General features: G+C 36.7%; 21 protein-coding genes and 2 pseudogenes. 7 read left to right on the forward strand and 16 right to left on the reverse strand.

The window, feature by feature from the left end; translation table 11 throughout:
- Positions 1-98: 98 nt before the first annotated feature.
- The 7 genes and pseudogenes from J4Q03_RS05970 to J4Q03_RS06000 all read right to left on the reverse strand — a co-directional run bounded on the left by J4Q03_RS05970 (position 99) and on the right by J4Q03_RS06000 (position 8,330).
- Complete coding sequence (locus J4Q03_RS05970) at positions 99-3,923, reverse strand: hypothetical protein (protein WP_426047297.1); 3,825 nt, start codon at positions 3,921-3,923, stop codon at positions 99-101.
- Between the two features lie 479 nt (positions 3,924-4,402).
- Positions 4,403-4,771 (reverse strand): annotated as a pseudogene (locus tag J4Q03_RS05975) (hypothetical protein); the annotation flags it as partial.
- Between the two features lie 34 nt (positions 4,772-4,805).
- Positions 4,806-5,137, reverse strand: a pseudogene (locus J4Q03_RS05980) (hypothetical protein).
- Positions 5,138-5,156: 19 nt separating this feature from the next.
- Positions 5,157-5,594, reverse strand: coding sequence for a bestrophin family ion channel (locus tag J4Q03_RS05985; protein ID WP_426047459.1), 438 nt, complete (start codon positions 5,592-5,594; stop codon positions 5,157-5,159).
- Between the two features lie 268 nt (positions 5,595-5,862).
- Positions 5,863-6,108, reverse strand: a complete 246-nt coding sequence (locus tag J4Q03_RS05990; RefSeq protein ID WP_426047298.1) for a bestrophin family ion channel — start codon at positions 6,106-6,108, stop codon at positions 5,863-5,865.
- 72 nt (positions 6,109-6,180) lie between these two features.
- Positions 6,181-6,714, reverse strand: a complete 534-nt coding sequence (locus J4Q03_RS05995) for an ion channel (RefSeq protein WP_426047299.1) — start codon at positions 6,712-6,714, stop codon at positions 6,181-6,183.
- Positions 6,715-7,394: 680 nt separating this feature from the next.
- Positions 7,395-8,330: a hypothetical protein gene (locus tag J4Q03_RS06000; protein ID WP_426047300.1), complete on the reverse strand. Its 936-nt coding sequence runs from the start codon at positions 8,328-8,330 to the stop codon at positions 7,395-7,397.
- A gap of 339 nt (positions 8,331-8,669) precedes the next feature.
- Between J4Q03_RS06000 and J4Q03_RS06005 the strand changes: the two genes are divergently transcribed.
- Complete coding sequence (locus J4Q03_RS06005) at positions 8,670-8,957, forward strand: DNA-binding protein (RefSeq protein ID WP_426047301.1); 288 nt, start codon at positions 8,670-8,672, stop codon at positions 8,955-8,957.
- Entirely contained in the window at positions 8,944-9,249 is a 306-nt protein-coding gene (locus J4Q03_RS06010; RefSeq protein ID WP_426047302.1) for a hypothetical protein, read from the forward strand. The genes J4Q03_RS06005 and J4Q03_RS06010 overlap by 14 nt, the downstream gene beginning before the upstream one ends.
- Positions 9,250-9,897: 648 nt before the next feature.
- Here the strand turns inward: J4Q03_RS06010 and J4Q03_RS06015 are convergent.
- The 9 genes from J4Q03_RS06015 to J4Q03_RS06055 form a co-directional block, all read right to left on the reverse strand.
- Positions 9,898-10,242, reverse strand: a complete 345-nt coding sequence (locus tag J4Q03_RS06015; protein WP_426047303.1) for a helix-turn-helix domain-containing protein — start codon at positions 10,240-10,242, stop codon at positions 9,898-9,900.
- Positions 10,243-10,341: 99 nt separating this feature from the next.
- Positions 10,342-11,487 carry a tyrosine-type recombinase/integrase gene (locus J4Q03_RS06020; protein ID WP_426047304.1) on the reverse strand — a complete coding sequence of 382 codons (1,146 nt, stop codon included), beginning with the start codon at positions 11,485-11,487 and terminating at the stop codon, positions 10,342-10,344.
- A gap of 110 nt (positions 11,488-11,597) precedes the next feature.
- The gene (locus J4Q03_RS06025) at positions 11,598-12,221 is read right to left on the reverse strand and encodes a helix-turn-helix domain-containing protein (protein ID WP_426047305.1); all 624 of its coding nucleotides are present in this window, start codon (positions 12,219-12,221) and stop codon (positions 11,598-11,600) included.
- Between the two features lie 271 nt (positions 12,222-12,492).
- Positions 12,493-13,878: a tRNA uridine-5-carboxymethylaminomethyl(34) synthesis GTPase MnmE gene (gene mnmE, locus J4Q03_RS06030; RefSeq protein WP_426047306.1), complete on the reverse strand. Its 1,386-nt coding sequence runs from the start codon at positions 13,876-13,878 to the stop codon at positions 12,493-12,495.
- A 178-nt stretch (positions 13,879-14,056) separates the two neighbouring features.
- Positions 14,057-14,635 (reverse strand): NAD(P)H-dependent oxidoreductase, encoded by a 579-nt coding sequence (locus tag J4Q03_RS06035; RefSeq protein ID WP_426047307.1) that lies wholly within the window; start codon positions 14,633-14,635, stop codon positions 14,057-14,059.
- On the reverse strand, positions 14,632-15,450 hold the full coding sequence (locus J4Q03_RS06040; RefSeq protein WP_426047308.1) for a saccharopine dehydrogenase: 819 nt from the start codon (positions 15,448-15,450) through the stop codon (positions 14,632-14,634). Before J4Q03_RS06040 ends, J4Q03_RS06035 begins: the two co-directional genes overlap by 4 nt.
- Complete coding sequence (locus J4Q03_RS06045) at positions 15,443-15,655, reverse strand: hypothetical protein (protein WP_426047309.1); 213 nt, start codon at positions 15,653-15,655, stop codon at positions 15,443-15,445. Before J4Q03_RS06045 ends, J4Q03_RS06040 begins: the two co-directional genes overlap by 8 nt.
- A gap of 61 nt (positions 15,656-15,716) precedes the next feature.
- Positions 15,717-16,283: a Crp/Fnr family transcriptional regulator gene (locus J4Q03_RS06050; RefSeq protein ID WP_426047310.1), complete on the reverse strand. Its 567-nt coding sequence runs from the start codon at positions 16,281-16,283 to the stop codon at positions 15,717-15,719.
- A gap of 499 nt (positions 16,284-16,782) precedes the next feature.
- Positions 16,783-18,552 (reverse strand): aminopeptidase P family protein, encoded by a 1,770-nt coding sequence (locus J4Q03_RS06055; protein WP_426047311.1) that lies wholly within the window; start codon positions 18,550-18,552, stop codon positions 16,783-16,785.
- Positions 18,553-18,879: 327 nt separating this feature from the next.
- Between J4Q03_RS06055 and J4Q03_RS06060 the strand changes: the two genes are divergently transcribed.
- The 5 genes from J4Q03_RS06060 to J4Q03_RS06080 all read left to right on the forward strand — a co-directional run bounded on the left by J4Q03_RS06060 (position 18,880) and on the right by J4Q03_RS06080 (position 23,057).
- Positions 18,880-19,317, forward strand: coding sequence for a DUF6526 family protein (locus J4Q03_RS06060; RefSeq protein WP_426047312.1), 438 nt, complete (start codon positions 18,880-18,882; stop codon positions 19,315-19,317).
- Positions 19,318-19,340: 23 nt separating this feature from the next.
- Positions 19,341-19,508, forward strand: a complete 168-nt coding sequence (locus tag J4Q03_RS06065) for a phosphatidate cytidylyltransferase (protein ID WP_426047313.1) — start codon at positions 19,341-19,343, stop codon at positions 19,506-19,508.
- 11 nt (positions 19,509-19,519) lie between these two features.
- Positions 19,520-20,626 (forward strand): DNA topoisomerase IB, encoded by a 1,107-nt coding sequence (locus J4Q03_RS06070; protein WP_426047314.1) that lies wholly within the window; start codon positions 19,520-19,522, stop codon positions 20,624-20,626.
- A 195-nt stretch (positions 20,627-20,821) separates the two neighbouring features.
- The gene (gene pruA / locus J4Q03_RS06075) at positions 20,822-22,447 is read left to right on the forward strand and encodes an L-glutamate gamma-semialdehyde dehydrogenase (protein ID WP_426047315.1); all 1,626 of its coding nucleotides are present in this window, start codon (positions 20,822-20,824) and stop codon (positions 22,445-22,447) included.
- Between the two features lie 385 nt (positions 22,448-22,832).
- Positions 22,833-23,057, forward strand: coding sequence for a cytochrome C551 (locus J4Q03_RS06080; protein ID WP_426047316.1), 225 nt, complete (start codon positions 22,833-22,835; stop codon positions 23,055-23,057).
- Positions 23,058-23,109 lie beyond the last annotated feature (52 nt).

Here is a 23,109-nt window from a genome sequence, read left to right on the forward strand (position 1 = left end):
TTAATTTTAATTTTAATTTTAATTTTAATTTTAATTTTAGTGAAAACTTCAGAACCTGAAAATAAAAACATTACTATTCAGGTTCTAAAAAAGTATTATTAATCAGGACATGCTTGTGTGCTGATACAGAACCATGCAAATGTACTTCCCCCATTTTGAGTAGTATACATTTTTAAACATTTATTAGTCGTATCATAAACAAGCATTCCTTCAACAAAATCAACAACCGGGATTCCAACCGGATTTCCAGAGGAGTTGAACTCCATTCTATTAACAACAAAACCTTTCGTTCTTGCCTCTAAAACTAACCAGGCGCCAGTACGAGCTGCCGGCCAATTGTCTGAATTTTGTGTTCCGGCTCTTAGTAATGAAGTCATTCCTACCTTACTGATCAGAGCAGGATTTCCAGCCGTAGCAATAGCTCCGGGTTTATAGCAGGCACCATTGCTACAAACAATAGGAGTGTAACCGTCACCAGGTACCGTTACTACCGATGTTCTTGTATCAATATAGGCAGAATATACCCTCAATGTCTGGTCTCCTAATGAGGCAACACTTCCAATAGAAATTTTCACTTCATCAAACGATAATGTTGTTTGGAAGCCCGGTGTATATATGTTTGGATTGGTACCAAACCATTGTGTGAAGAAAGAAAAATCTATCAAAGCTCCACCACTTCTCTGCTCTCTGAGTACACCATTTAAATATGTACTTACCGTAACATTGGGTAAAAAACCACCGGAAAAAGGAAAGTTCTGTTTGTCCACCGTAAACCCTGCAAATGTGCCCGGCGGCAAAGTCACTTTAGGTATCGCTACAGAGATAGAACCTGTAACACCAGCTGATGCAGGTAAATGTAAAGTTGCATAATCCGCCGGATCCGGGCTTACCGCATTCCAAACATTATCAATACCATATCCTGCTGTAGCTAAACCTTCATATCCCGTGTTAGCATATTCTATTACCGCTGGAATTGTAGGAGAAGTAGTAGTCGAAGGTCCATTTGTCAGCACATATGTACCATCACACTGTAAAACTAACGGACATGTAGTGGTAGAAGTAGGACTGAAGTCTCTTGCTACTACATTGAAGATTCTGATCTCACCAGCAGAAGCACCCGCAAAACGAGTTATCACATAACGTACTTCATCAAATGGAACATGAGCTACTGTTCCTATTATCAAACGTTGAAAACCTCCTGAAACCGCAGCAGTACTTAATCCACCGGCAAGCTGGGTACCTGTACTGGTCTGTACCAGAGTACCGTCTTTGTATAATTCTATATTATTTGTTTCAAAAGCACTAGCCTGCGCTATATCTAATGTTGCAATGTCAAATCCTACATATGTATCTTTAGGGAAATCACCAAAACCATTTGCCACACTGAAACCTAATCCTGAGCCCGCACCCGCACCAAGTTGCATCGTTGCATAACTGTTCGGATCCGCATCTATGGCATTCTGAGAAAGACTGATAGAACTATTGCCATCCACGAAAGCAGTTACTCCTGTTCTTGCCCCGTTCACATACAATGGATACTTAGGAACACTTATATTCTCTATTCCATCACATTTGATGACAGGCGTAGCACAGAATCTCTGAATTACAGCCGAGTAAATTTCTAAAACACCTGCATTAGCACTTAAAGCTTTGTTTATGGTAAGTTTAACACCGGTAAATGGCTGACTGGAAGCAAACCCCAATATCTGACGATTGCCCGTTCCGTTCAGAACAGAGGTATGTAAACCGAAGAAACTGGAATTCATTACCGCAGAGTCTGCAACACTTCCATCTGCTTTTAATGTCAAAATCGTAATTGTGCTTCCCGCCAATTCTGCTGCTGCAAGTGTAGGGAATGATACTTCAAAACCAGCAAAAGTACCGGCAGGATACAGTTCATAATTGACATCTCCCGGAACACCAATACCTTTACTACCGTCCTGTACAGCTACCGAAGCATTGATTACAGCTCCTGCCGCAGTATATAATTTAGCTGGCTGGCCAGTGCTGCTCACAATATTGTTCAAATCTTCAAAATAAGTATTTCCTGTTGCAAGACCTTCTACGCCAGTATTTGCAGCATCTATGAATACAGGATAAGCCGGTCTTTTGAGATCTGTAGATGTATTACAAGTCTGGGCTGCTGAAGGGCAAAACTTTTCTATCACCGCACGGTAAACTTTTGTGCTGGAGCCAGCCGATGCACCTACCAGTAATTCTACTGTAATTCTTATCTCATCAAAATCTTTAGTGGTTCTCATCCCAATAATGTACTTCCCGTTATTGGGTGTAAATAGACTTCCCGATGCTACATTAAGGGTATTGTAAGTATCCTGAATAACTCCTTCTTTATAAGTACTGATGATAAAATTTTTAGCCGCACTTGCTGTCGCAAAGCTATCGTCCTGAATTTCAAAACCGGCAAAAGTACCTTTAGGATAACCATATTTAATATGACCTGGGTCACTGGCATCCAACACCTGCCGCGAAATAACCGAAATACCATAGTTGGAATATAATGATGCACCTGTGGCAGCACCTATTTCTGCATAATTGTTCAAATCAGTATCTATCACATTTTGTACGTTATTGATGCCTGGATTTCCGAGAGAAGCTGTAAGTACACTAGTACCAATAGCTTTTGCATAGACAGGGTGGTTTTGTACACCCCCCGGGGTAAGCTCTCCTGAAATAAGGCTTACCGGCGCACCGCAGGTAATGTTTGCATCACAAAAACGCTGCACAATAGGATAATAGATTTCGAGCAGGCCTAAAGCTGCAGATAAGTTCAAAGAGATTTCAAATTCAATGGAATCGAAAGGAAGCGAAGATACAGCACCCACAGTCAAGAGACTTCCGCTGGCCGAGGCACTTAGAAACTCTTGACTCACTACATCCGGCCCTTGTTGGGAACCATTTAAATAAAATCTGAGTGTTTTTGTTACATTCAACCCTCCGGATATGGCATTCAACTGGTAAACACCACCGCCAAAAGTACCTGCAGGATATACCACACCCTCATCTTTTAATCTACCGGAATACACAGCCAGACCCGCACTAATAAAAGGAATTGTACCATGTGTATTGGGTTTCTCATCTTCTAGGGCAGGGGCCAACCCCGGCCATAGAGTTGCCGGAACAACAATAGGAACAGGAGAAGGCGGTACAAATACAACAGCCGCCCCAGAACCTGTTACCCCTTTACCTGTAAGCGGTATCTGGGCATTACAAGTGACAACCTTCTCTCCTGTCGTATCAAAACCACCACCGGTACGGGTGTAACGCTGCAAATACACATAATTAATACCAAGAGTTGCAGTGGCAGTACCACCTACATTGGTTACCCGCCCATTTTGTATTACACGCACCTCATCAAAAGGTTTATGTACATAAAAACCAACATCCATAGAAGAGTCTCCCAGTGTCCAATTTTGAGCAGGAGAAGTTTCTTGCACAACACCTCCAAGGTATGTTATAATAATGACATTGTTGATACCGGTAAGACCAATTGTCGGGGTAAAACCTCCTGTAATAGCTCTGTTTGCCACTACACCAATTCTATACCCTGTAAATGGACTTGTTCCATAAGTTTTACCATCGCTTAGTTTTACTGTCGACGTTATGTCTGTACCCAAAGTTGAAGCAACAGAATGTGATGAAAAGCCAGAATTGCTTGTGTTTGAATCAGTAATTTGAGAAAGCGTAGTCCCCCAATTACCAACAACTGCCACAGCAGTTACTGTCCCAAAAATAGTGGTTCCACCACCGCCGCCTGTACGCCAGGCAACTTTGGTGTCGTCATTAGTAGGAGTTACCGCAGCATCTTGAGAAAATACGGTTATACTTCCTGCTAAAGCTATCAGCATCATAAGATGCTTGCAAAAGGTATTTCCTTTTTGCTTCAATTGATTAAGATTCAGCATATTTTTAGTTTTTAGTTTTTATCTAACATTCTTAATTGATTATTATTTATGATTTGGAGATGAGCTACGCTGAACCACTATGAAAGTTTTTCTTTCGTATGCTCTGTTCTAAAAGACCAATCCATTTTTTATTAAATAATCTTTTTTTTGGGGAGAGAATACATTTGTAAGTCCACAAAATATTGTAAAATTTATAGCTTAAATTTTGGAAAAGAAAAGAAGATAAGTGAGAATTACTGAAAAAGACACAATAATATCATCAAAAAAACCCATGTGCAAATTTTAAAAAATAACTGATTATCAATTAATTAATAAAAAAATAATTTAAAGGATATTTTAAGTACCTTAAATAATAACTAAAAACTAGATCCACATCGTAATGGTATACTTTACAAACAGAGATCCCAACTTATGCCAGGATTATTTTATACATATTTGAGATGAAAGGGCTGATTTAAAAAATTTAATTCTTCTTTTATTTATTGATAATACTCTTCCATAAGGCTTTTCCGTTCCTGTGTTTCCAGATCAATATAATCGAATTTCTTATACTGACAGAAAGATCCCATATCCTTATCTCCATTGATAAAAACAGCACCCACCAAAACAACATATTTACAAGGATAATTGGTTTCTTTCACCAACACCTCTATTCTTTCATCAATAGCTTCATACATAACCTCCGTAGCCTCAAATATTTGATTTTCTGCATTCAGGATCCGGTCTTTCTGATGAAGGAAAATCTGCTCAATGATATTCATCTGAAAGTCCAGTGAAGTAACATTTCCTTCAATGATCCGTCCCGCAGAGAGTTTTCCCAATGCTCCTTTAGCAGCTCCACAACACGCCGAGTTACACTCTGCCCTATTCTGCCTATTTCCCCTATAGTACCATCTTTTGTAACGCCGATATGTGGTGCATAAATATGATTACCGCACCATCTTCCGGAACATGATGTGCAAAGGCATTCATTCCCGTGATTCCGGCAAAGGAAAACCGTCAAGCCCTCCCAAATGGAACGGTCCCAGCATTTCATAAGCTCTTGGTGGGTATTGTATAGCATTTACATCGTCGCAGCACATACTGTCTGCGTGCATTAATTGGTTTGGTTTTAAGCCAATATACTTTTCAATTGTGTCTAATAGCCGGTTAACAGTATCAATAGAAGTTAACGCCTTGGGATACCATTTTCTAACGGTTCCTAAATGTTCCATAATTTGCTTGTATTTTTATTTACATTAAAATATTATTCTGTGCGACAATTGCCGGTGGCAAATCTTTTTCGCCCAACATTTCACGAAGGTCAATTTCTATATTCCTGCTTATCTGTGTTATAGGAATATCGTTGGCATTTCCTTCAAATGGGTTTTCCGTACTTTCTCCGATCTGCTCCAGAACTAAAAATACCCATCCCAGCAATACACTAAAGGGAATAACAAGCCAAATGATGTTTTCCCCGAATTTTTCCGTCAACTTGGAGAATTCGCCTATGAAACCTAAGGGCATTAACAGGCATAAGGCATTGGTAAAATACAAATTGATGCTCGAAAACTGCCTTGGATAGAGAAAGTTTTTAATACGCTCACATTTCCCCTGTTGGTCATATAGTTCTTTTAGCTGATTTTCCAGAGCAACATAATTGTAGGCCGATATTTTATCTTCTTCATTCAGTTTTTTTTAACTGAGAAGATTGTAAGGCTACAATTTGCATTGCCCGGTTTTTTGTTGATAAAATGTGTTGGCGCTCTTCTTCACTGAGAAGTCCCGTCAGTTCTTCATCCAGACTACTTTCCCATTCCGGGACTTTGTAATATTGAAGATATTCGCGGTTGTAGCTTTTTATTTTTATGTTTTCCCAGCTTTTAATTTCTCTAAGCTGAAAACGTAATGCTGTAAGCCACGCAAAATGACGGTAAATAATCTCCTGATGCAGTTGTTTTTAAAGAACTTTGTCCTCTGAACGGATAAAATCTTTTATCATAATTCCAAAAGCACGGCTGTTATTGATAATAGCAGCATAAATCTGTCTCGCTTCCCAGGTCCGGGTATAGGTCTGGGTATTTTTGAATCCGGAAATGAATGCTGTCGCTGTTCCCAACAAAGCCACCGGAACCCACGGAATCGCCAGCCACTTCCAATCAAGAAAATAAAACAGTATCGTCGGAATTATACTTAATATTAACATTTTATAAATTTTGACCCTTGTCCAGGGAATAAAATGCCTGAGTTTGTAATGCGAACTTATATTCATATTGATTTAATTTTTTGAGGAAAATTTGCTGATAAGAATACCAACCAGAACTACTGTATAAAACTGTCCTAGAATGCCAATAAAAGCAGCAATTAATTTGGTAGTATGTGTACCTGGTGTAATATCGCCAAAGCCGATGCTGGTAAAGGTTATAGAGCAAAAATATACCAGATCAATAAAAATACTTGCTGATGATGAAGTATCTACACCCTTAAAAGACAATGGGTTATAATACTCAAACGACTGTAATAAAAAAACTGAGATTTCAATTAATAAAAAATAGCCGCACACCGATGCTGAAATAATATCGCTATTAATGTACCCTGGTTTTATTAAGAACTTTAGCAATTCTGAAAACAGGAACGCAAAGAAAATCACATAATTGATATTGAGAAAAGTGAAATACCAGGATATATCTTTGCAAAACGGAATCCCAATGGGCAACAGTAAAACAACTACGAAATGGATATTTCTAAACCAATGCCTCCAACTATGTTTGCCTGTAAACATAAAAATACTTCCTACTCCCAGTATCAGCATATTTAGCGGCCAGACAACCCTAGTATAAAAATCAAGGTCGGTTAAAAAATGCCTATAAACAGGTGCTGTGCAAGTGCAAAGAGCAAAAACTCGTACTTGTATTTTTGCAAAGCAGCAATGGTTTTATTTACTTCATTCATTAGGTTTTAAGAGCTTTTTCATCAATGCACAGTTCCTTTAGTCACAGAAATTTTCCTGATAAATTAGCCTTACAAAATACATCTATTCTGGCCCTTCTACAATACAGAAGTGCGCTTCTTACTTTCTTCAGCAGAGAACGTGGGATTCAACACCTTCACACCAAACCCATTTAATGTTGTTTTTCAGATATTTATAAAATTTACTGCAATATATAGCAATAAATTCGAAACTGTGTTTTCTATGCCTTCATTTGATTAAAAAAAAGGGGTTCGAGGGTTCGAATCCCATTCCGCCAAGACATAAAAAACGCAGTTTGGAGCGCATAAACAAAGATTGTGGCAAAATCGTGGCAAAGCGATTATACAACAGTTGGAAAACAGCGCTAACAGGGTTAAAAACAAAATAAGTTCGAATCCCTCCCTCTCTAACACCTACAATGTTCAATATTTTCATTACATAATCATTTGATAATGAAATAGAACAGATCTGCTAAATCACTTGTTTAAAGGTATTTCAATGAATAAGTTATTGAATGTACTTTACCTAAGTGGTCTAATATGAAATCCTTGAATGTTATTATCATCTTCAAGTCCACAATCCAGAAAAATAGTCTCCCATTCTTTATTCTCATCATAGAAATTCAGTTCACAATATTCTTGGCAACAAATGGTTAAATCAAATATACTTGTCATCGTAATAACCGCTAAAGGAAATAGAATTTCTTCACTTATTTCCCAAGCTAAATCAATCCAATTAATATTTTTATTGGATTGATCAATAAACTTTTGGAACATTTTTCGTATCTCAGTTTTTCTTTTTTCAATACTTTCATTTGGTTTTATCAACACTCCTGCCCTTTTAAAATTATCATTAAGACAAATCTCAAATTCGTCAGACATCTTAGAAAGAAAGTTATGCTTACCAATATTTTCATCATATATTTCACTCCACATGGCTACTTCAGTCAACTCCATTATGTCTAAATATCTTTTGTTTTTAATAATTTCCTCAAGCAACAAAGATCTTCCAGTATAAGTATCCATTTCATAGATTAAATTTTCAGTATGAAAATGTAGCATGTAACCTATAATTTCAACTTTATAATCTTTCTGTTGTAACACTGTATACTTTTCAAATGCTTGGATATACTTATCATATCTATCCAATCCAAATTTATCTGCATAAAAATTAAAGACATTCCTGGAAATTCCATCAATCCCAGAATCATGCAATAAATGCAAAGCTTCTTCTTTTAAGACTTTTAAAACCGAATTTTTTCTGGATTTTTGTAACTCAACAGACCTACTGAAGAGATGTATTTTAAAATTTTTTAAGGTAAAAAAATGAGGATCCAAATTACATAATTTATCACTTCTATAATCCCAAATTTTAGGATCAATACTATATTTCATGTTAAAGCTTACTTTAATATCTTCATCAATAAGCTGGCAATATAGATTTTCATTATTTTCCAAATTTAAATAATACTTAATAATCATAGTCGAAATTCAATAATGTTAAACAAATAATTACATCGTGTTAAAGAAGATATGCACGAAAACTCATATTTTCTTTAATTTTTAGTGAATTTATTCTGTTTGACTTTCAGTTCTTTATCGAAAGTAGCATATATCCTTCTTTTTCCTTTGGTTTCCTAATTACTGAAGCTTAATTATCTTTAAAGCATTTGGATCCGTAAATATTATATTTCAAATTCATTGTATAATAAACTTCATTAACATTAATAACCTACATAAACAACTATTAATCAATTAAATAAAAACATCGTCATATATTTGACACAAATATTAAAAATGGAAATATCATTATTAACAAAAGAAGACTTACAAGAATTTAAAATCCAACTATTGCTTGATATAGAAAGAATATTAGATGAAAAAATACAACATTCTGGATCTACACCTAAGGATATAGATCCAGAATGGATAAGAAGTAAGTCTGTAAGAGCTTTTATGAATATTTCTCCAGCTACCCTCCAAAATCTTAGGGTAACAGGAAAGGTCAAATTTAAAAAGGTTTTAGGATCATATTATTACAATCTAAGTGATTTAAAGAAATTATTTGAAAATGAAAAAAGATAATACAATCAATTGGATCAATTATTTAATTCAAATTACAGCAGACGAAAGACTCACTGTATGGCATATTGCATTATTGCTTGCAATCATCAAAATTGCTTATATTCAAAATGATAAAGAAATTATATTCGTTAGCAGAAGCAAACTGATGTTTCAATCACATATCAAAACAACCCCTACCTATCACAAGTATTTTAAGGAACTTCAAGAGTTTGGTTATATAAAATATACTCCATCCTATCATCCAGCTTACAAAAGCACTATTGCTTTTTTAAACTTCAAAATTATCTATTAATACATTTAAAATTCGATCAATATCAGCAAGAAATTGATTCGAAGATAATCCTGCAAAGTTCGCATGACAGGATTTATATAAAACTTTTTAATTCCACCTTAGATCGTATTTTTTTGTTGGGCGTCACCTACGCTCAGGCTTTTCACTCCAATCTTTTGCAATAACAAACAAGTCAAATAAAGGAAGTTTGAAAATACTTAAAATTCTGAATTAAAATCTTTTGTCAAATCTCTTAAATAGAGTAACTTTGATTCAGTTATTATCAGTTTGTTTGAGAATGGCGGTCAAATGTCCCCTGAAATACTTAAATTCCTATATATTAAGCTGGTTCATATTCTGTATCGGTAAGTAAAAAATATAAATAACACAAACCTAAACAAACCAAAGCCTTAATTATTAGGCTTTTACACAACATCAGTATTATTGACGATTTTAACACTTTTGACTGATTTTATAATTATTTGTCCCCCTATTGTTCCCTGAACCGTAAATTTTTTGCATACTAACAATTCGGGGAAATTACTTCGCTTAAGGTATCTTATTGTACCTTAATGTATCCTAACGTATCTTATTGTATCTAAAATCCTGTTTTGGGGTTTCCTCAGAAAATCGATTACATTTATCTCAAACTTTTGATAATAGATAGTGCTAATGCCATTTTTTTTTATCCAAATTCTTAGCAATTTCCAAGGCTCTTTGATTGATTTCACCTACAGATTTTTTTCTTCCTTCTGAGATCCATGCGACTAACTCAGATTTAGAAAAATGAAGTCGATTGCCTTTTTTGAAACACGGTATTTCCCTGAGCGATACTTTAGAATAGAGAGTTGGTAACGATAGCTTAAGAATTTCACACGCTTCTTTAGCTCCAATGAAATCATCTTGTGCTGATTCTGGATTTGTACGTTTATGTAAGCATGTCTCAATATTTTGTAATCTCAACTCAATATTTGCTAAAACATTAAGTATTTGTTCAAATGAATATGTCTTCATGTTTTTTTTACAAAAATAAATGGGTGTACTTGGCTAGTACCCCATCATGTTATTTGGAACCTAAATTTTCCTAAAGTTTCCTTTTGATTAGCTCATCTTTTAAGGAGTTGAATTAAGTAGGATGTTTTGTCCGATATTAAATGTATTTAGCTTGATTTTTTCTGAGGCTTCCTTTTTAAGACTGTCGACAATTTTTGCATAGATTTCTGTTGTTTTGATGCTCTTGTGACCAAGTAATTTTGAGACCGTATAAATAGATGTTCCAGCAGCTAATTGTAGTGTAGCAAATGTATGTCTGAATCCGTGAAAAGTAAAATGCTTATCAATTTTTGCGCTGATGAGCCATTTTTTCAACTCCTTTACAGTATGATCGTACTTCAGGCCATTAAAGACTTTTTCATCAGGATCACAAGGATTTCCGAGTAATTGAATCGTTTGATCTGAAACCGGAAAATACTCTGCATTTTCAGTTTTCTCCTGGTTATAAAGAATATAAAAGTTCCCGGGACTTCCATGAATTTCTTTCCAGAGGAGTGTGGATACATCTGAGTAACGAAAGCCTGTCATAGCTGAGAATAATCCCGCTTTCTTTACTATCGGATTATCACAAGGAGCATCTGCCATTCTTTCCAATTCTTCCATGAATAAAAAAGGTCGATGTGTTTCTTGCGGTGTTATGCTCTCAACTATATCACCTAGGTTAATTGGTAGAAATCGTTTTTTAAAAGCTGATTCAAGTGTTAACCTAAATCTGCCAAAATAAGCTACAGCAGTATTTTTTCCAATCTTACGCTTTGCCCTTCCAATGCCTGGAGATGAAAGTAAATAGTCAGCAAATTCCTCCGCTACCGTTTCATTTAATTCAGTAAAGGGAAGCTGTTCACCAAAACAAGCTTTAAAGTATCTAACTGACATAATCCAATTATAGCAACCTTTTCTCTTTGCAGCTTCCTCTTCAAAAAAATCTATAAAATTAGACTTCATTTTTGCATCAGAAACAAAATCAAAACGCCTGTTTTGTAAGTCAATCTGCCGCTGCGCTCTTATATATTCAGCAAGTGCCATTGTTTCCTGATTATAATTTTTCTCTACTTCGGTTTTTGGACGCTTGTATATATGTAGTTCTAAATAATGTTTCCTCTTCATTTTACCAGTATCAGGATTATAAATAGGAGGATATATATCTAAGTATAAAGATTGTTTACCATTTGAGATATTCTTCTTTCTTAATTTTACTTGTGACATGTTGTATTTTTTAACAGTTAAATTGGAGTATTTAGATCACCTCATCATTCAGTAGTGTTCTGAATAGCCAAAGCTTTCTTTTAAATGCCTATAGAAAGGCTTGATTATTCCTAGCCGCAATATTGATGCGATTGAATTTTATTCAGGATCGGTTGAATAACGCGTTTGGGAACATATACGAATTTTCCTTTCTGAAATTTTGGAATTTCGTGACGTCGGATTAAGCTTTGTAAACTAGTTTCTGATATGTTATATTCCGACTGGATCTGGCCGATAGTAAAGCAGTCCTTTAAAGGCGTTTCTTCAATCGACTTATTAATTGGAAGTTCTTGCGAAGGATTCTTTATTGTCTGAGAAGTTTCAAAAAGAGCGTCTATATCTTTCTTTAAAATCCTAGTTTTACGTTGTGATAGATTAATTGAAGGGAGTCTTTTGGACTTGACCATCAAATAAATTGTTCGAGAGTCGCATTTTAAGAGTACTGCGGCTTCTTTAACTGTTAAATAATCTAAAGTTTTTAAAGCAAAATATGAATTGAGATCAGATTTAGGTTTTATTGATTCTTTTTGTATGGCGAGCTGTTTCTCACTTGAATTGATCTTTTCCTCTCTAACTTTTACTTTATAGGCTTTTTTAGCACAGTTATCCCCACAATATTTAGTAACCGTGGTTCTAGCAATAAATTCTTGCCCGCAGTGTTGGCAGATTTTTTTGATTTTAATGTTTGAACTCATAATATTTATTTTAGAGGAGTTCAAACTTCACTTTAGATGCAATAAGGTACATTAAGGTACATTAAGGTACATTAAGGTACAATAAGATACGTTAAGCGAAGTAATCTCTCCCTCGTTTCAAAAAATAAATTATTATCAGTTTGAGGGACAAATGGGGGACAACAAATAAAAAAACAAACCAAAATAACAATAACCAATACAAAACTGAAAGTTTCGTAATTAGTTAATTATTAGATATTTGGTTTGTTTGAGTTTGTTTTACCTATCGTATTTATTTGCCGATACAAAACTTAGAAAAAATATTCCCCAGCACCTCATCATTCGTCACTTCACCTGAAATTTCACCAAGATGCTCCAAAGCATTTCTAAGTTCATAGGCCAGCAGTTCTGTGGAGATCTGGAAAGAAATGGCTTCTTTTACTTTATGGGTAGCCTCCAAAGATTTCCGAAGGGCTTCAAAGTGTCTTTGGTTGGTAATCACTACATTATTTTCCTGAGGCTTTAACTGTTCTACGTAGGAAGACAGTTCATTTTTAAGGTCCTGGATGTTTTGGTTTTCTACGGCGGATATTCTGATAAAATCAAAATCCTGGGCAATTTTATTTCTGAAAATATCTTCTACAGCTTCATATTTCGGAGGCAGGACTTCATCAATTTTTGTGGCACAGATAATCAGTTTCAGATCGTCTCGCTGCAGAGATTTTATCATTTCAATATCTTCGGAATAATCTTCTGTAGCAGCATCTGCGAGATATACGAGAATATTGGCATTTTCTACTTTTTCTTTAGCCTTCTTTACTCCGATAGCTTCGATCTCATCAACAGTTTCACGAAGTCCGGCCGTGTCAATCAGACGGAATGCGTGGCCTTTAATATGCAGCACTTCTTCAATGGTATCTCTTGTAGTTCCGGCAATATTACTGACGATGGCTCTTTCTTCTTTCAGTAAAGCATTTAACAGCGTAGATTTTCCGGCGTTAGGCTTTCCGATGATGGCAACTGCTGTTCCGTTTTTGATGGCATTTCCATACTGGAAACTTTCAATAAGAGAATCTAGCTTCAATTCGATCTTATCCAGCAGTCCGTTAAGAGCTGATCTGTCTGCAAATTCTACATCTTCTTCAGCAAAATCCAGCTCAAGTTCAATCAGGGAAACAAAATTCAGAAGATCTGCTCTTAATATTGATATTTCATTAGTAATTCCTCCTTTCAGCTGGTTGATGGCTACTTTTCGGGAAGCTTCATTTTCAGATGCAATAACATCTGCAATGGCTTCCGCCTGAGAAAGATCTATTCTTCCGTTTATAAAGGCGCGAAGGGTAAACTCTCCTGCTTTGGCCATTCTTGCCCCATTTTTAGTAAGGGTTTCAAGAATACGTTTTCCGATATGCGGTGAGCCGTGGAAAGCTATTTCCACAGAATTTTCCGTAGTAAAACTTTTCGGAGCCAGAAAAATAGAAAGCATCACTTCATCAATAGCTTCTTCACCGTCCATAAAATACCCGTAGTGGATGGTATGGGATTTTTGCTTTTCCAGTTTTTTGCCCGGAAAGCTCTTCTGGACAACCGGTAAAGCATCATTCCCTGAAACCCTGATAATCCCTAAAGCTCCTACTCCATTGGCTGTAGCCAGTGCGCAAATCGTATCGTTATTCATGGTGCAAATTTACGTTTTTTCAGGCTAATTTCTGATGGAGTATTTTATACAGATTGTCTATGACTTTGATTGGAACTATTGAAATTTTAAAATCATTGCGAGGATCAAATTGACAAGGTAATTTCATTTTAAAATGGGAATGTTTTCATTTTCCTGAAATTTAGATTACACAGGTATTTTACTTCTGCCGCCTTCCTGATTCTCTTACTTTCTGAAGCCACCCGTCACGCTGTGCTTCGGTAGAATTTCGTATGATCCCTATATAAGTTACCTTCACCGGTTTTACACCGCAAAACTCCAGCGTTGACTTTTTAAGCTGATTAATACTTGGCCTTCCATAAAAAAGCCGGTAATACCATCCCGGCTGATCAAGTGTGGTAATAATATGGGCTGTTTTTCCTTTCAGCAGCTTATCCCACCAAACTGAATTTTCTCTGTAGCGGTAGGCAAATCCGGGAAGAAAAAGTCTGTCAATAAAACCTTTCATCAAAGCAGGCAGGCCGCCCCACCATACCGGATGGATCCAGACCAGATGATCTGCCCACTGTATAATTTCCCAGGCTTTCAGCAAATCAGGTTCCAGTTCCATTCTTTTCTGATATCCAAAGTGAAGAGCAGGATCAAATTCCAGTTCGGCGATTACGATTTCTCTGACTTCAGCTCCTGACTGCTCAGCACCTTTTCTGTAAGCTTCTGCCATTCCAAAATTGAAGGAATTCTTATTGGGATGCCCGTTGATAATGGCTATTTTTTTCATCTTGATGTTTTGATATTGATGGATTCATAAGCTTTAAGCTTTTCCAGAAGCAATGATGGCTGATGCAGCTGATGGCTGAAATAAGTATTATTTTCATGAAAATTCTTCAACAGCTCTTCTGTATGAAGCACCGCAGAAAGCGCCGTTAATTCTGCCTGCCCTTTTCTGCTTTGCAGGCTTAATTTTTCAGTCCCTGATTTAGTTTTTATAATAATTTCAAATACACTCTGATCGCCATTTCCACTTGATCCGAAAATCATTTTCCGTTCTTTAAGTGATAAAATATTAAAAACTCTCACCTTTTGAAATGCACCTAAAAGCCATGTAATAAACTTTGAGTTATAAGTCATCTTTACACTGACATCAGGTATTTTTTCTATCTGATTGAGAATATATAAATCCGGCACATCAAAGTTATAGGCTTCTCTTTTTCCTATTCCAAACGAAAAATTAAAATCTTCGGAATCTAAAAAATGTTTTATCGGAACCTGTCTGTTATTTTCATATCGTATAAAAGGTTTCGCCACATTTTCGGCCATAAAATGTGCCGAACTTTCTCCTGCAAGATCTTTCACGGAATAATACACAAAAAACTTCACTTCCTGAATATCGTTTGTATTGCCTGAAAGTGTTTTTACCAATCCGTTGACAATACCTCCCATCCATCCGGAGCTGAAGACAATCCTGCTCTGTACATTTCTGTCTTTAGCAATTGCATATGCTTTGACAAGGTCGGGGGTCAGTTTGGTGATATCCAGGTAATCTATTTTATTTTCGATGGCAAAACGGAGAATATGATCCTCTTTATCATTCACAGAAAGAATAACCAGATCTATTTTTTTTTTCCAGAATCACCTGAAAAGTCCCGGGATCCGTAACATCAATTTTAAGATGATTGCCTGTTCCTCCTTTTCGGCCGCCAATGAAAATATTGATCTGTGGGTTTCTAGACTTTAAAATCCGGATAATTGTTTTACCTACAAGGCCGTTTCCTCCAACGACCAGAATATTGTGCTCCATATTATTTTTTTGACAAAATTATAGAGCTGTGATGCTATGGCGTAGGACAAATGTCTAAAAATTACATGACCGTTTCTTTTCTGATCCTGCTGAGGTGTCTCTGTGTAATTCCTAAGTAAGATGCCAGATACTGGAGGGGAATTTTCTGAACATAATCGGGCTGATTGCCTAGCAGCGTCTCATACCGCTGTGCTGCACTGTCTCTTTGAAGCTGAAAAAATCGTTTCTCAAGCTCAAGATATTCCTGTTCAGCTATCATCTTTAAAAATTTTGTCCAGTTGAGATCATCTTTTATCAGATCATCTATTGCCTCTTTTTTTAAGACCAGCAAATCGGCATCGGTAATAGCCTGCATATTTTCTCTGCTCGGACAATCCGAAATAAATGAGGAATAACTTGCCATCAGCTGATTGGGGAATCTGAAACAGTAGGTCATATCCTTCCCACTATCCGAAATATAATAGGAACGGAAAATTCCTGAGATAATAAATGCTATTTCCCTGCATTTGTCGTCTTCCTGCACAAAAAAATCATTTTTATGCACTTTTCTGGTTTCAAAAAGCTGTAAGAAATCTCTGATCTCACGGTCTGAGAATATATTAAAGCTCCGGAAATAGTTTTCTATCATATTTTCAATTGCACTTGGAAACCTGAGGTTTTCTTTTAGTATGTTTCAGCGAAATTAAACAAAATACTAGGCCATTGCAAACATTAAACTCTCCTGATGTTAGTAAAAAATATATTATTGCAGGCTTTTCACTAAATCAGTTGAATTTATAAAATTCTTTACTAAAAATTGATAATTATTGGCGGCAAAAAAATAAAACCACTTCAGAACGAAATGGTTTTACCTGCTTTGAATTTACTAAGTATATGAAGATATGAAATGATGTATTTTTATTGAGACAAAGATAGATGGTCCCGCAAGATGTTCTGTCAGGGGAATCCCTAAAATTATATCCGTGAAAATACGGTTGTATTTAATGAAAAAAGCCCTGCAGAGAAATCCGCAGGGCTTCAAAATTTATCTAACAATTATTAATGTTCAAAGTATAGAAGCTCAATGTTTAGGTTCAAAATTAACTATTAAGCATTGACTATTCAAAATTCCAATTCACATTCACCTATTAAAGTGGGCTCACCAACTCAAGGAACCATGTTTTAACATCTCCTTCAAGGTAAGGGCCTATTTTTTCTTCACATGTTCTGTGATAGTTATTCAGCCATGTAATTTCTTCTTCTGAAAGGATTTCTTTTACAATGGTATCCTTAAAGAACGGGCAGAAGGTAAGAGTTTCAAACTCATAGAACGTTCCGTGAATTGTTTTTTCCGCTTCTTTTACAGCGATCAGGTTTTCGTGTCGGATTCCGTATTCTCCTTCAAGATAATATCCCGGCTCATTGGAACATACCATTCCCGGTAGAAGATCCTGCGGGTTCATATCTTTTCTTATGCTCTGAGGACCTTCATGAACGTTCATGAAACTTCCTACTCCATGGCCTGTTCCATGATTGAAGTCCTTCCCTTCCATCCAAAGCGGAAGCCTTGCAATGGCATCAAGGTGAACACCTTTTGTTCCTTTCGGAAACTTCACCATTGATAAACGGATCATCCCCTGGAGTACCAGGGTGGAATTTCTTTTGAACTCCTCGGAAACAGCTCCTAAAGCCAAGGTTCTTGTAATATCGGTCGTCCCTTCCAGATACTGCCCTCCTGAATCTACCAGGATACTTGCATCATTCGTAACCTCTTTACTTCCTTCATTTTTTGCCGAATAGTGCATGATCGCTCCGTTATCCTTATATCCAACAATGCTGCCGAAGCTTTCTCCCACGAAGTTTTCTCCTTCTGCACGGAAGCCTCTCAGTTTTTCACCGATAGAATATTCGTTCATATGTTCTTTTCCTGCATTATGGGTCAGCCAGTAAAGGAATTTTACCATGGCAACACCGTCTCTTACCATTACTTTTCTGAATCCTTCCAGCTCGGTTTCGTTTTTCTGAGCTTTCATCAGGTTACCGGGAACCGGAGCTTTTATAAACTGGTTGCTTTCTTTTAAAGTTTCAATGATCATCTGGTTGCTGTTTGGTGAAACCAGGATTTTTTCATTTTTGAAGGCTTTCAGGTAGTTATAAAACTCGTCATAAGGCATCATTTTCACAAAGGAATCATCCATCTGTTTTCTTGCCTCCACATCCATTTTTTCAAGATCCGTGAACAGCACTGCATCATTTTTGGTAATGACAACATATCCTAAAAATACAGGATTGCTCTGTACATCGCTCCCTCTTAAATTCAGTGTCCAGGCGACATCGTCAAGACTGGAAATAACATGAACGGTAGCTTCCTGGTCTTCCATTTTCTGACGGATGGCTCCCAGCTTATCTGTCACAGATTTCCCTGCTCTCTCTACAGGATGTATGAAAATAGGATTTTTTGAAGGGTTGCCTCTGTCTTTCCAGATCTCCTTTAATAGAGGAAGATCTGTTAAAGTTATATTTTTGGGCTGTAATTTTTGTGAAAGCAGTTCCCAATTCGCATTTGAAGTGGCAACAGCATTAACGGCTACTTTTCCGCCTGTAGGAATCTGGGAAATAATCCAGTCAATATAATTGGGTGTTCCTTCCATTCCGTCTTTGAAAAGATCTATTCCTGAACCTTCCAGCTCAATGGCAGCCTGAGTAAAGTATCTTCCGTCTGTCCAAAGCCCTGCTTTGTCTTTTGTAATTACCACAAAACCTGCAGAACCTAAAAATCCCGACAGCCAAGCTCTTTCCTGCCATTCTTCAGGCAAATATTCACTCATATGCGGATCTGCAGAATATATTATAAATGCATCAACATTATTTTTTTGCATTTCTTCACGAAGTGCAGCCACTTTTTCCTTTGAAGTCATTCTTTTCTTTTTTAAACACCGAAAGTTACGAAAAAATTGAAGTTTAGAAATGAATTCTGCTCTGTATTTTCGTTAATAATCTGTTATTTTCTTCCATATCCATTCAATCCTTAATAATGGTTTTTATTTTGCATTCTTTACTGTTGATGAACTTTATTGTTTCAATTAACCGTTGTTGCTGATCTTACAAAATGTTAAATGCATTTCTGGCTAAATACGTTTTGCATCTTTATGAATCCTCAACCATATTTGTACTTACGTACCACAAAAACAACATTATTATTAAACATATAAAGTTTTGGAGAGATTATTGCTACTATTTATGATATGAGAGAGCAGAATTATAAAAATCACAGGAAATTTTATCCTCCCCATCATTTTATTTATCTTCCGCTACTGATCGTGCTGGAAATTATTGGAATTTATAAAATCTGGGATGATCCTGAAAATAAGCTGATTTGGATATTATTTTCAATTGTGATATTTCTGCTTTTCTACCTGGCCTTCATGACTAGACAGCATTATGCGCTCGGACTTCAGAACCGGCTGGTAATGCTTGAATTTAAGCAGCGGTATTTTGAAATTTTCGGACAGAGGTCTGATGAAACGGCAGATAAGCTGAGATTTGATCAAATTGCAGCATTAAGGTTTACCTATGATGATGAATTCAGGGAACTTCTGTACCGGGCACTTCACGAAAATATATCCGGAGACGAAATCAAGCGTTCTATTAAGAACTGGAAAGCCGACCGCCATAGAATCTGATTTTAACACCAAAATATTATATCATGAAAAAGTTAACTTTATACAGTATGATCGTATTCACATTGCTAACGTTAACAAGCTGTGAAGCAATTGAAACTATTTTTAAGGCTGGAATGTGGTGGGGAATTATCCTGGTCGTTGCAGTGGTAGTAATCCTTTTTCTGATCTTTTCGAGGGGTAAGAACTCTTAACCATTTTTTTTATGGAGAAGAATATGGATCTGGAAATTATTTCCCACTTAAAGCCTTCAAAAATCATCAAGATCATGAAGGATCCCGAAGCCTCCGCAAAGGCGGTGCATCTTGTATATACCACCGATGCGGAAACTGCTGGGATTACCCGGAAAAAAAACGGAAAAAAGTATTCTTATTACAAAAATGGAGAGAAGCTTAAAGATAAAGAAGAGATCTCCAGGATCAACAAGCTGGTGATTCCTCCTGCCTGGGAAAACGTGTGGATCTGCGCATTGGACAATGGCCATCTTCAGGCTACAGGTTTTGATGTCAAAAAAAGAAAGCAGTACCGCTATCATCCTTTGTGGAGCGCTTTAAGAAATCATACGAAATTTTACAGAATGCTTCAGTTCGGGTATGCGTTACCCAATATCCGGCTTCATGTGGAACAGGATCTCGCTTTAAGAAATTTTGAGAAGAGAAAAATCCTGGCATTAATTGTAAGTTTAATGCAGCATACAAACATCCGTATCGGCAATAATGCCTATGAAAAACTGTACGGCTCCTTTGGCTTAACGACTCTGAAAGGCAAACATGTGAAAATTAACGGTCAGAAGATTACCTTTTCCTTTAAAGGAAAGAAAGGGGTTATGCATCATATTGATCTCAAAAGCAGAAGGCTATCAAGACTTGTGCAGATGTGCAAAGATATTCCGGGAAAGGAACTTTTTCAGTATTTTGATGATGAAGGAAACCGCCATTCGATAGATTCGGGGATGGTCAATGAGTATATTAAGGAAATAAGCGGAGAAGATTTTACAGCCAAAGATTTCAGGACATGGTCCGGAACAGTAAGTGCTTTGATCGCTTTTAAAGAAATAGGCTACGCTGAAAATAACAGCCAGTATAAAAAGAAAGTGAAAGAAGCTTTGGATATTGTTGCTGAACACTTAGGAAACACCAGTACCGTCTGCAGAAAATACTATGTACATCCTTTGGTGATCAATCTTTATGAAAATAATACGATCAAAAAGTACCTTGACGAACTGGAACAGATAGAAGAAAACGATGGAAAAGCAGGTCTCACGCAGGAAGAAAAGCTTGTCCTGAAAATTCTGGAAAATGAAAAGATGTAGATTACTAACAAGAATTTAAAAATCAATAAGAAAACTAAAAACCCAGTCATTTTGAATCATCAAAAAATGATATTCTTTACAGTTAAGACAGTGTTAAATTTCATTGTATGAAGATGCGCTGTTTTTTTTCTTTGCGTTAATTATTGTAAATTTGTATACCAACATATTTATCAATTTAAAATAATACAACATAATATGTCAAAAGCAATTTCGCAAGTACCATTTGCAGTAAACGAACCGGTAAATTCTTATGTCCCGGGATCTCCAGAAGTTAAAAGCCTTATCGCCACTTACAAAAAGATGTGGGCTGAGAAGACAGAAATTCCGATGATCATCAACGGAAAGGAAGTAAAGTCTGACGAGAAAGTTCAGCTTCAGTCTCCTCAGGATCATGCTCATGATTTCGGATTTTACTACAAGGGTACGATGCAGCATGTAGATGACGCTATCAACGCGGCACTGGCAGCTAAAAAAGAATGGAACGAACTGGGCTGGGAACAGCGTGCAGCTATTTTCCTGAAGGCAGCTGACCTTTTGGCCGGACCTTACAGAGATGTGATCAACGCAGCAACCATGATCGGGCAGTCTAAGAACGTACACCAGGCTGAAATCGACGCTGCCTGTGAGTTTATTGATTTCTTAAGATTCAATGTAGAGTTCATGACTGAAATGTATTCTGAGCAGCCGGTTTCCGACAGCGGAATCTGGAACCGTGTAGAGTACAGACCACTGGAAGGGTTCTGTTTTGCAGTAACTCCGTTCAATTTTACGGCGATTTCCGGAAACCTGCCTACCTGTATGGCAATGCTTGGAAATGTTGTTGTCTGGAAACCTTCCGACAAGCAGGTTTATTCTGCTAAAGTAATCATGGATGTATTAATTGAAGCGGGTCTTCCTGCGGGGGTTATCAACATGGTTTTCACAGACGGCAAAGAAACTGCTGAAAAAGTATTGGCACATCCTGATTTTGCAGGTCTTCATTTCACAGGTTCTACGAAAGTATTCCAGGGGATGTGGAAAATGATCGGTGATAATATCCATAACTACAGAACATATCCAAGAATTGTTGGGGAAACAGGTGGAAAAGACTTCGTGATTGCTCACCCTTCTTCCAATGTTGAAGCTGTGGCTACTGCTTTGGTAAGAGGATCTTTTGAATATCAGGGACAGAAATGTTCTGCAGCTTCAAGAGCTTATGTTCCTAAATCTCTTTGGGCTGATGTGAAAAAAGTAATGGAAACCCAGATGAATTCTATCAAAATAGGTTCTCCTGAAGATCCGTCAAATTTTGTTAATGCAGTAATCGACAAAAATTCTTTCGAAAAATGTAGAGGTTATATCGACAGAGCTAATGCTTCAGGTGAGGCTGAAGTAGCAATAGGCGGTAAATATGACGATTCTAAAGGATGGTTTGTACACCCGACTGTTATTGAAACCACAAATCCACATTATGAAAGTATGGTTGAAGAAATCTTCGGACCTATCTTATCTGTATATGTATATGAAGACCAGGACTGGAAAGAAACTCTGAAACTGGTAGATTCCACTTCTCCCTATTCATTGACAGGTTCTGTTTTCTCACAAGACCGTTATGCAATCAATGAAGCTTTCAAAGCGTTGGAAAATGCATCAGGTAACTTCTATATCAATGATAAACCGACGGGTGCAGTAGTAGGACAGCAGCCTTTCGGAGGAGGAAGAGCTTCAGGTACCAACGATAAAGCAGGTTCTAAAATGAATCTATTAAGATGGACTTCCGTAAGAAGTATCAAAGAAACTTTCGTTTCTCCAAAAGATTATAAATACCCATACCTGGGATAAGAGTTATAAATTGTGAGTTATAGAGTAATCTGTAATAAGCAGTAATCACAGAGCCCCGGAACTTTATTTCCGGGGCTTTTTTATGAATGATAGCAGCTTGATAATGGACGTGTTCAGACATTTAAAAAAGGAATTCGAAATAAGAATTAAATGAAACCCAAGGATAAACAAAGTTTTTAAAAGCATTCATTTTTAAGATAAACAGAGCGGCTTCACTTATTGGTAAGCAATAAAGGAAAGGTAATTGTCTTATTATTATCTGTAATTCTTTACTGTTACTTTTTTTCTAACACCTTTTAACAAAATTTATCTATGTTTTAATATTTTGTTTTACCACTTAGGAATAATTATTGGATTTAAACAGTAACACCAAAAATAAAATATTATGAGAAAGTTTTTGATAGCAGCCTTCGGTTTAGGAATAGTAGCTGTGAGCTGCGGAACCAAAGAATCTTCTATGTCATCAAGTAATACTGATTCAACGGCAGTAGATACTACCAGAACAGTAACACCTAGTACAACGGATACAACCTCCACAAAGACGGTTACTCCCGCTGATACCATGAAGATGAAAGTAGATTCTATGGCTACCACACCTCCGGCTAAATAGATACAAACAAGTTTAACCTAACATGGAAAATCCGCAGATGAAAGCTCTGCGG

Origin of the sequence: Chryseobacterium sp. NFX27 (genome assembly GCF_049887855.1) — a bacterium.
Classification (GTDB): Bacteria; Bacteroidota; Bacteroidia; order Flavobacteriales; family Weeksellaceae; genus Chryseobacterium.

What these genes read in the sequence shown, in the direction of transcription:
- J4Q03_RS05970 (WP_426047297.1), bottom strand. Translation starts at nt 3,923, where the DNA reads ATGCTGAATCTTAATCAATTGAAGCAAAAAGGAAATACCTTTTGCAAG.
- J4Q03_RS05990 (WP_426047298.1), bottom strand. Translation starts at nt 6,108, where the DNA reads ATGTTAATATTAAGTATAATTCCGACGATACTGTTTTATTTTCTTGAT.
- J4Q03_RS05995 (WP_426047299.1), bottom strand. Translation starts at nt 6,714, where the DNA reads ATGCTGATACTGGGAGTAGGAAGTATTTTTATGTTTACAGGCAAACAT.
- J4Q03_RS06005 (WP_426047301.1), top strand. Translation starts at nt 8,670, where the DNA reads ATGGAAATATCATTATTAACAAAAGAAGACTTACAAGAATTTAAAATC.
- J4Q03_RS06010 (WP_426047302.1), top strand. Translation starts at nt 8,944, where the DNA reads ATGAAAAAAGATAATACAATCAATTGGATCAATTATTTAATTCAAATT.
- J4Q03_RS06015 (WP_426047303.1), bottom strand. Translation starts at nt 10,242, where the DNA reads ATGAAGACATATTCATTTGAACAAATACTTAATGTTTTAGCAAATATT.
- J4Q03_RS06020 (WP_426047304.1), bottom strand. Translation starts at nt 11,487, where the DNA reads ATGTCACAAGTAAAATTAAGAAAGAAGAATATCTCAAATGGTAAACAA.
- J4Q03_RS06025 (WP_426047305.1), bottom strand. Translation starts at nt 12,221, where the DNA reads ATGAGTTCAAACATTAAAATCAAAAAAATCTGCCAACACTGCGGGCAA.
- mnmE (WP_426047306.1), bottom strand. Translation starts at nt 13,878, where the DNA reads ATGAATAACGATACGATTTGCGCACTGGCTACAGCCAATGGAGTAGGA.
- J4Q03_RS06035 (WP_426047307.1), bottom strand. Translation starts at nt 14,635, where the DNA reads ATGAAAAAAATAGCCATTATCAACGGGCATCCCAATAAGAATTCCTTC.
- J4Q03_RS06045 (WP_426047309.1), bottom strand. Translation starts at nt 15,655, where the DNA reads ATGGAGCACAATATTCTGGTCGTTGGAGGAAACGGCCTTGTAGGTAAA.
- J4Q03_RS06050 (WP_426047310.1), bottom strand. Translation starts at nt 16,283, where the DNA reads ATGATAGAAAACTATTTCCGGAGCTTTAATATATTCTCAGACCGTGAG.
- J4Q03_RS06055 (WP_426047311.1), bottom strand. Translation starts at nt 18,552, where the DNA reads ATGACTTCAAAGGAAAAAGTGGCTGCACTTCGTGAAGAAATGCAAAAA.
- J4Q03_RS06060 (WP_426047312.1), top strand. Translation starts at nt 18,880, where the DNA reads ATGAGAGAGCAGAATTATAAAAATCACAGGAAATTTTATCCTCCCCAT.
- J4Q03_RS06065 (WP_426047313.1), top strand. Translation starts at nt 19,341, where the DNA reads ATGAAAAAGTTAACTTTATACAGTATGATCGTATTCACATTGCTAACG.
- J4Q03_RS06070 (WP_426047314.1), top strand. Translation starts at nt 19,520, where the DNA reads ATGGAGAAGAATATGGATCTGGAAATTATTTCCCACTTAAAGCCTTCA.
- pruA (WP_426047315.1), top strand. Translation starts at nt 20,822, where the DNA reads ATGTCAAAAGCAATTTCGCAAGTACCATTTGCAGTAAACGAACCGGTA.
- J4Q03_RS06080 (WP_426047316.1), top strand. Translation starts at nt 22,833, where the DNA reads ATGAGAAAGTTTTTGATAGCAGCCTTCGGTTTAGGAATAGTAGCTGTG.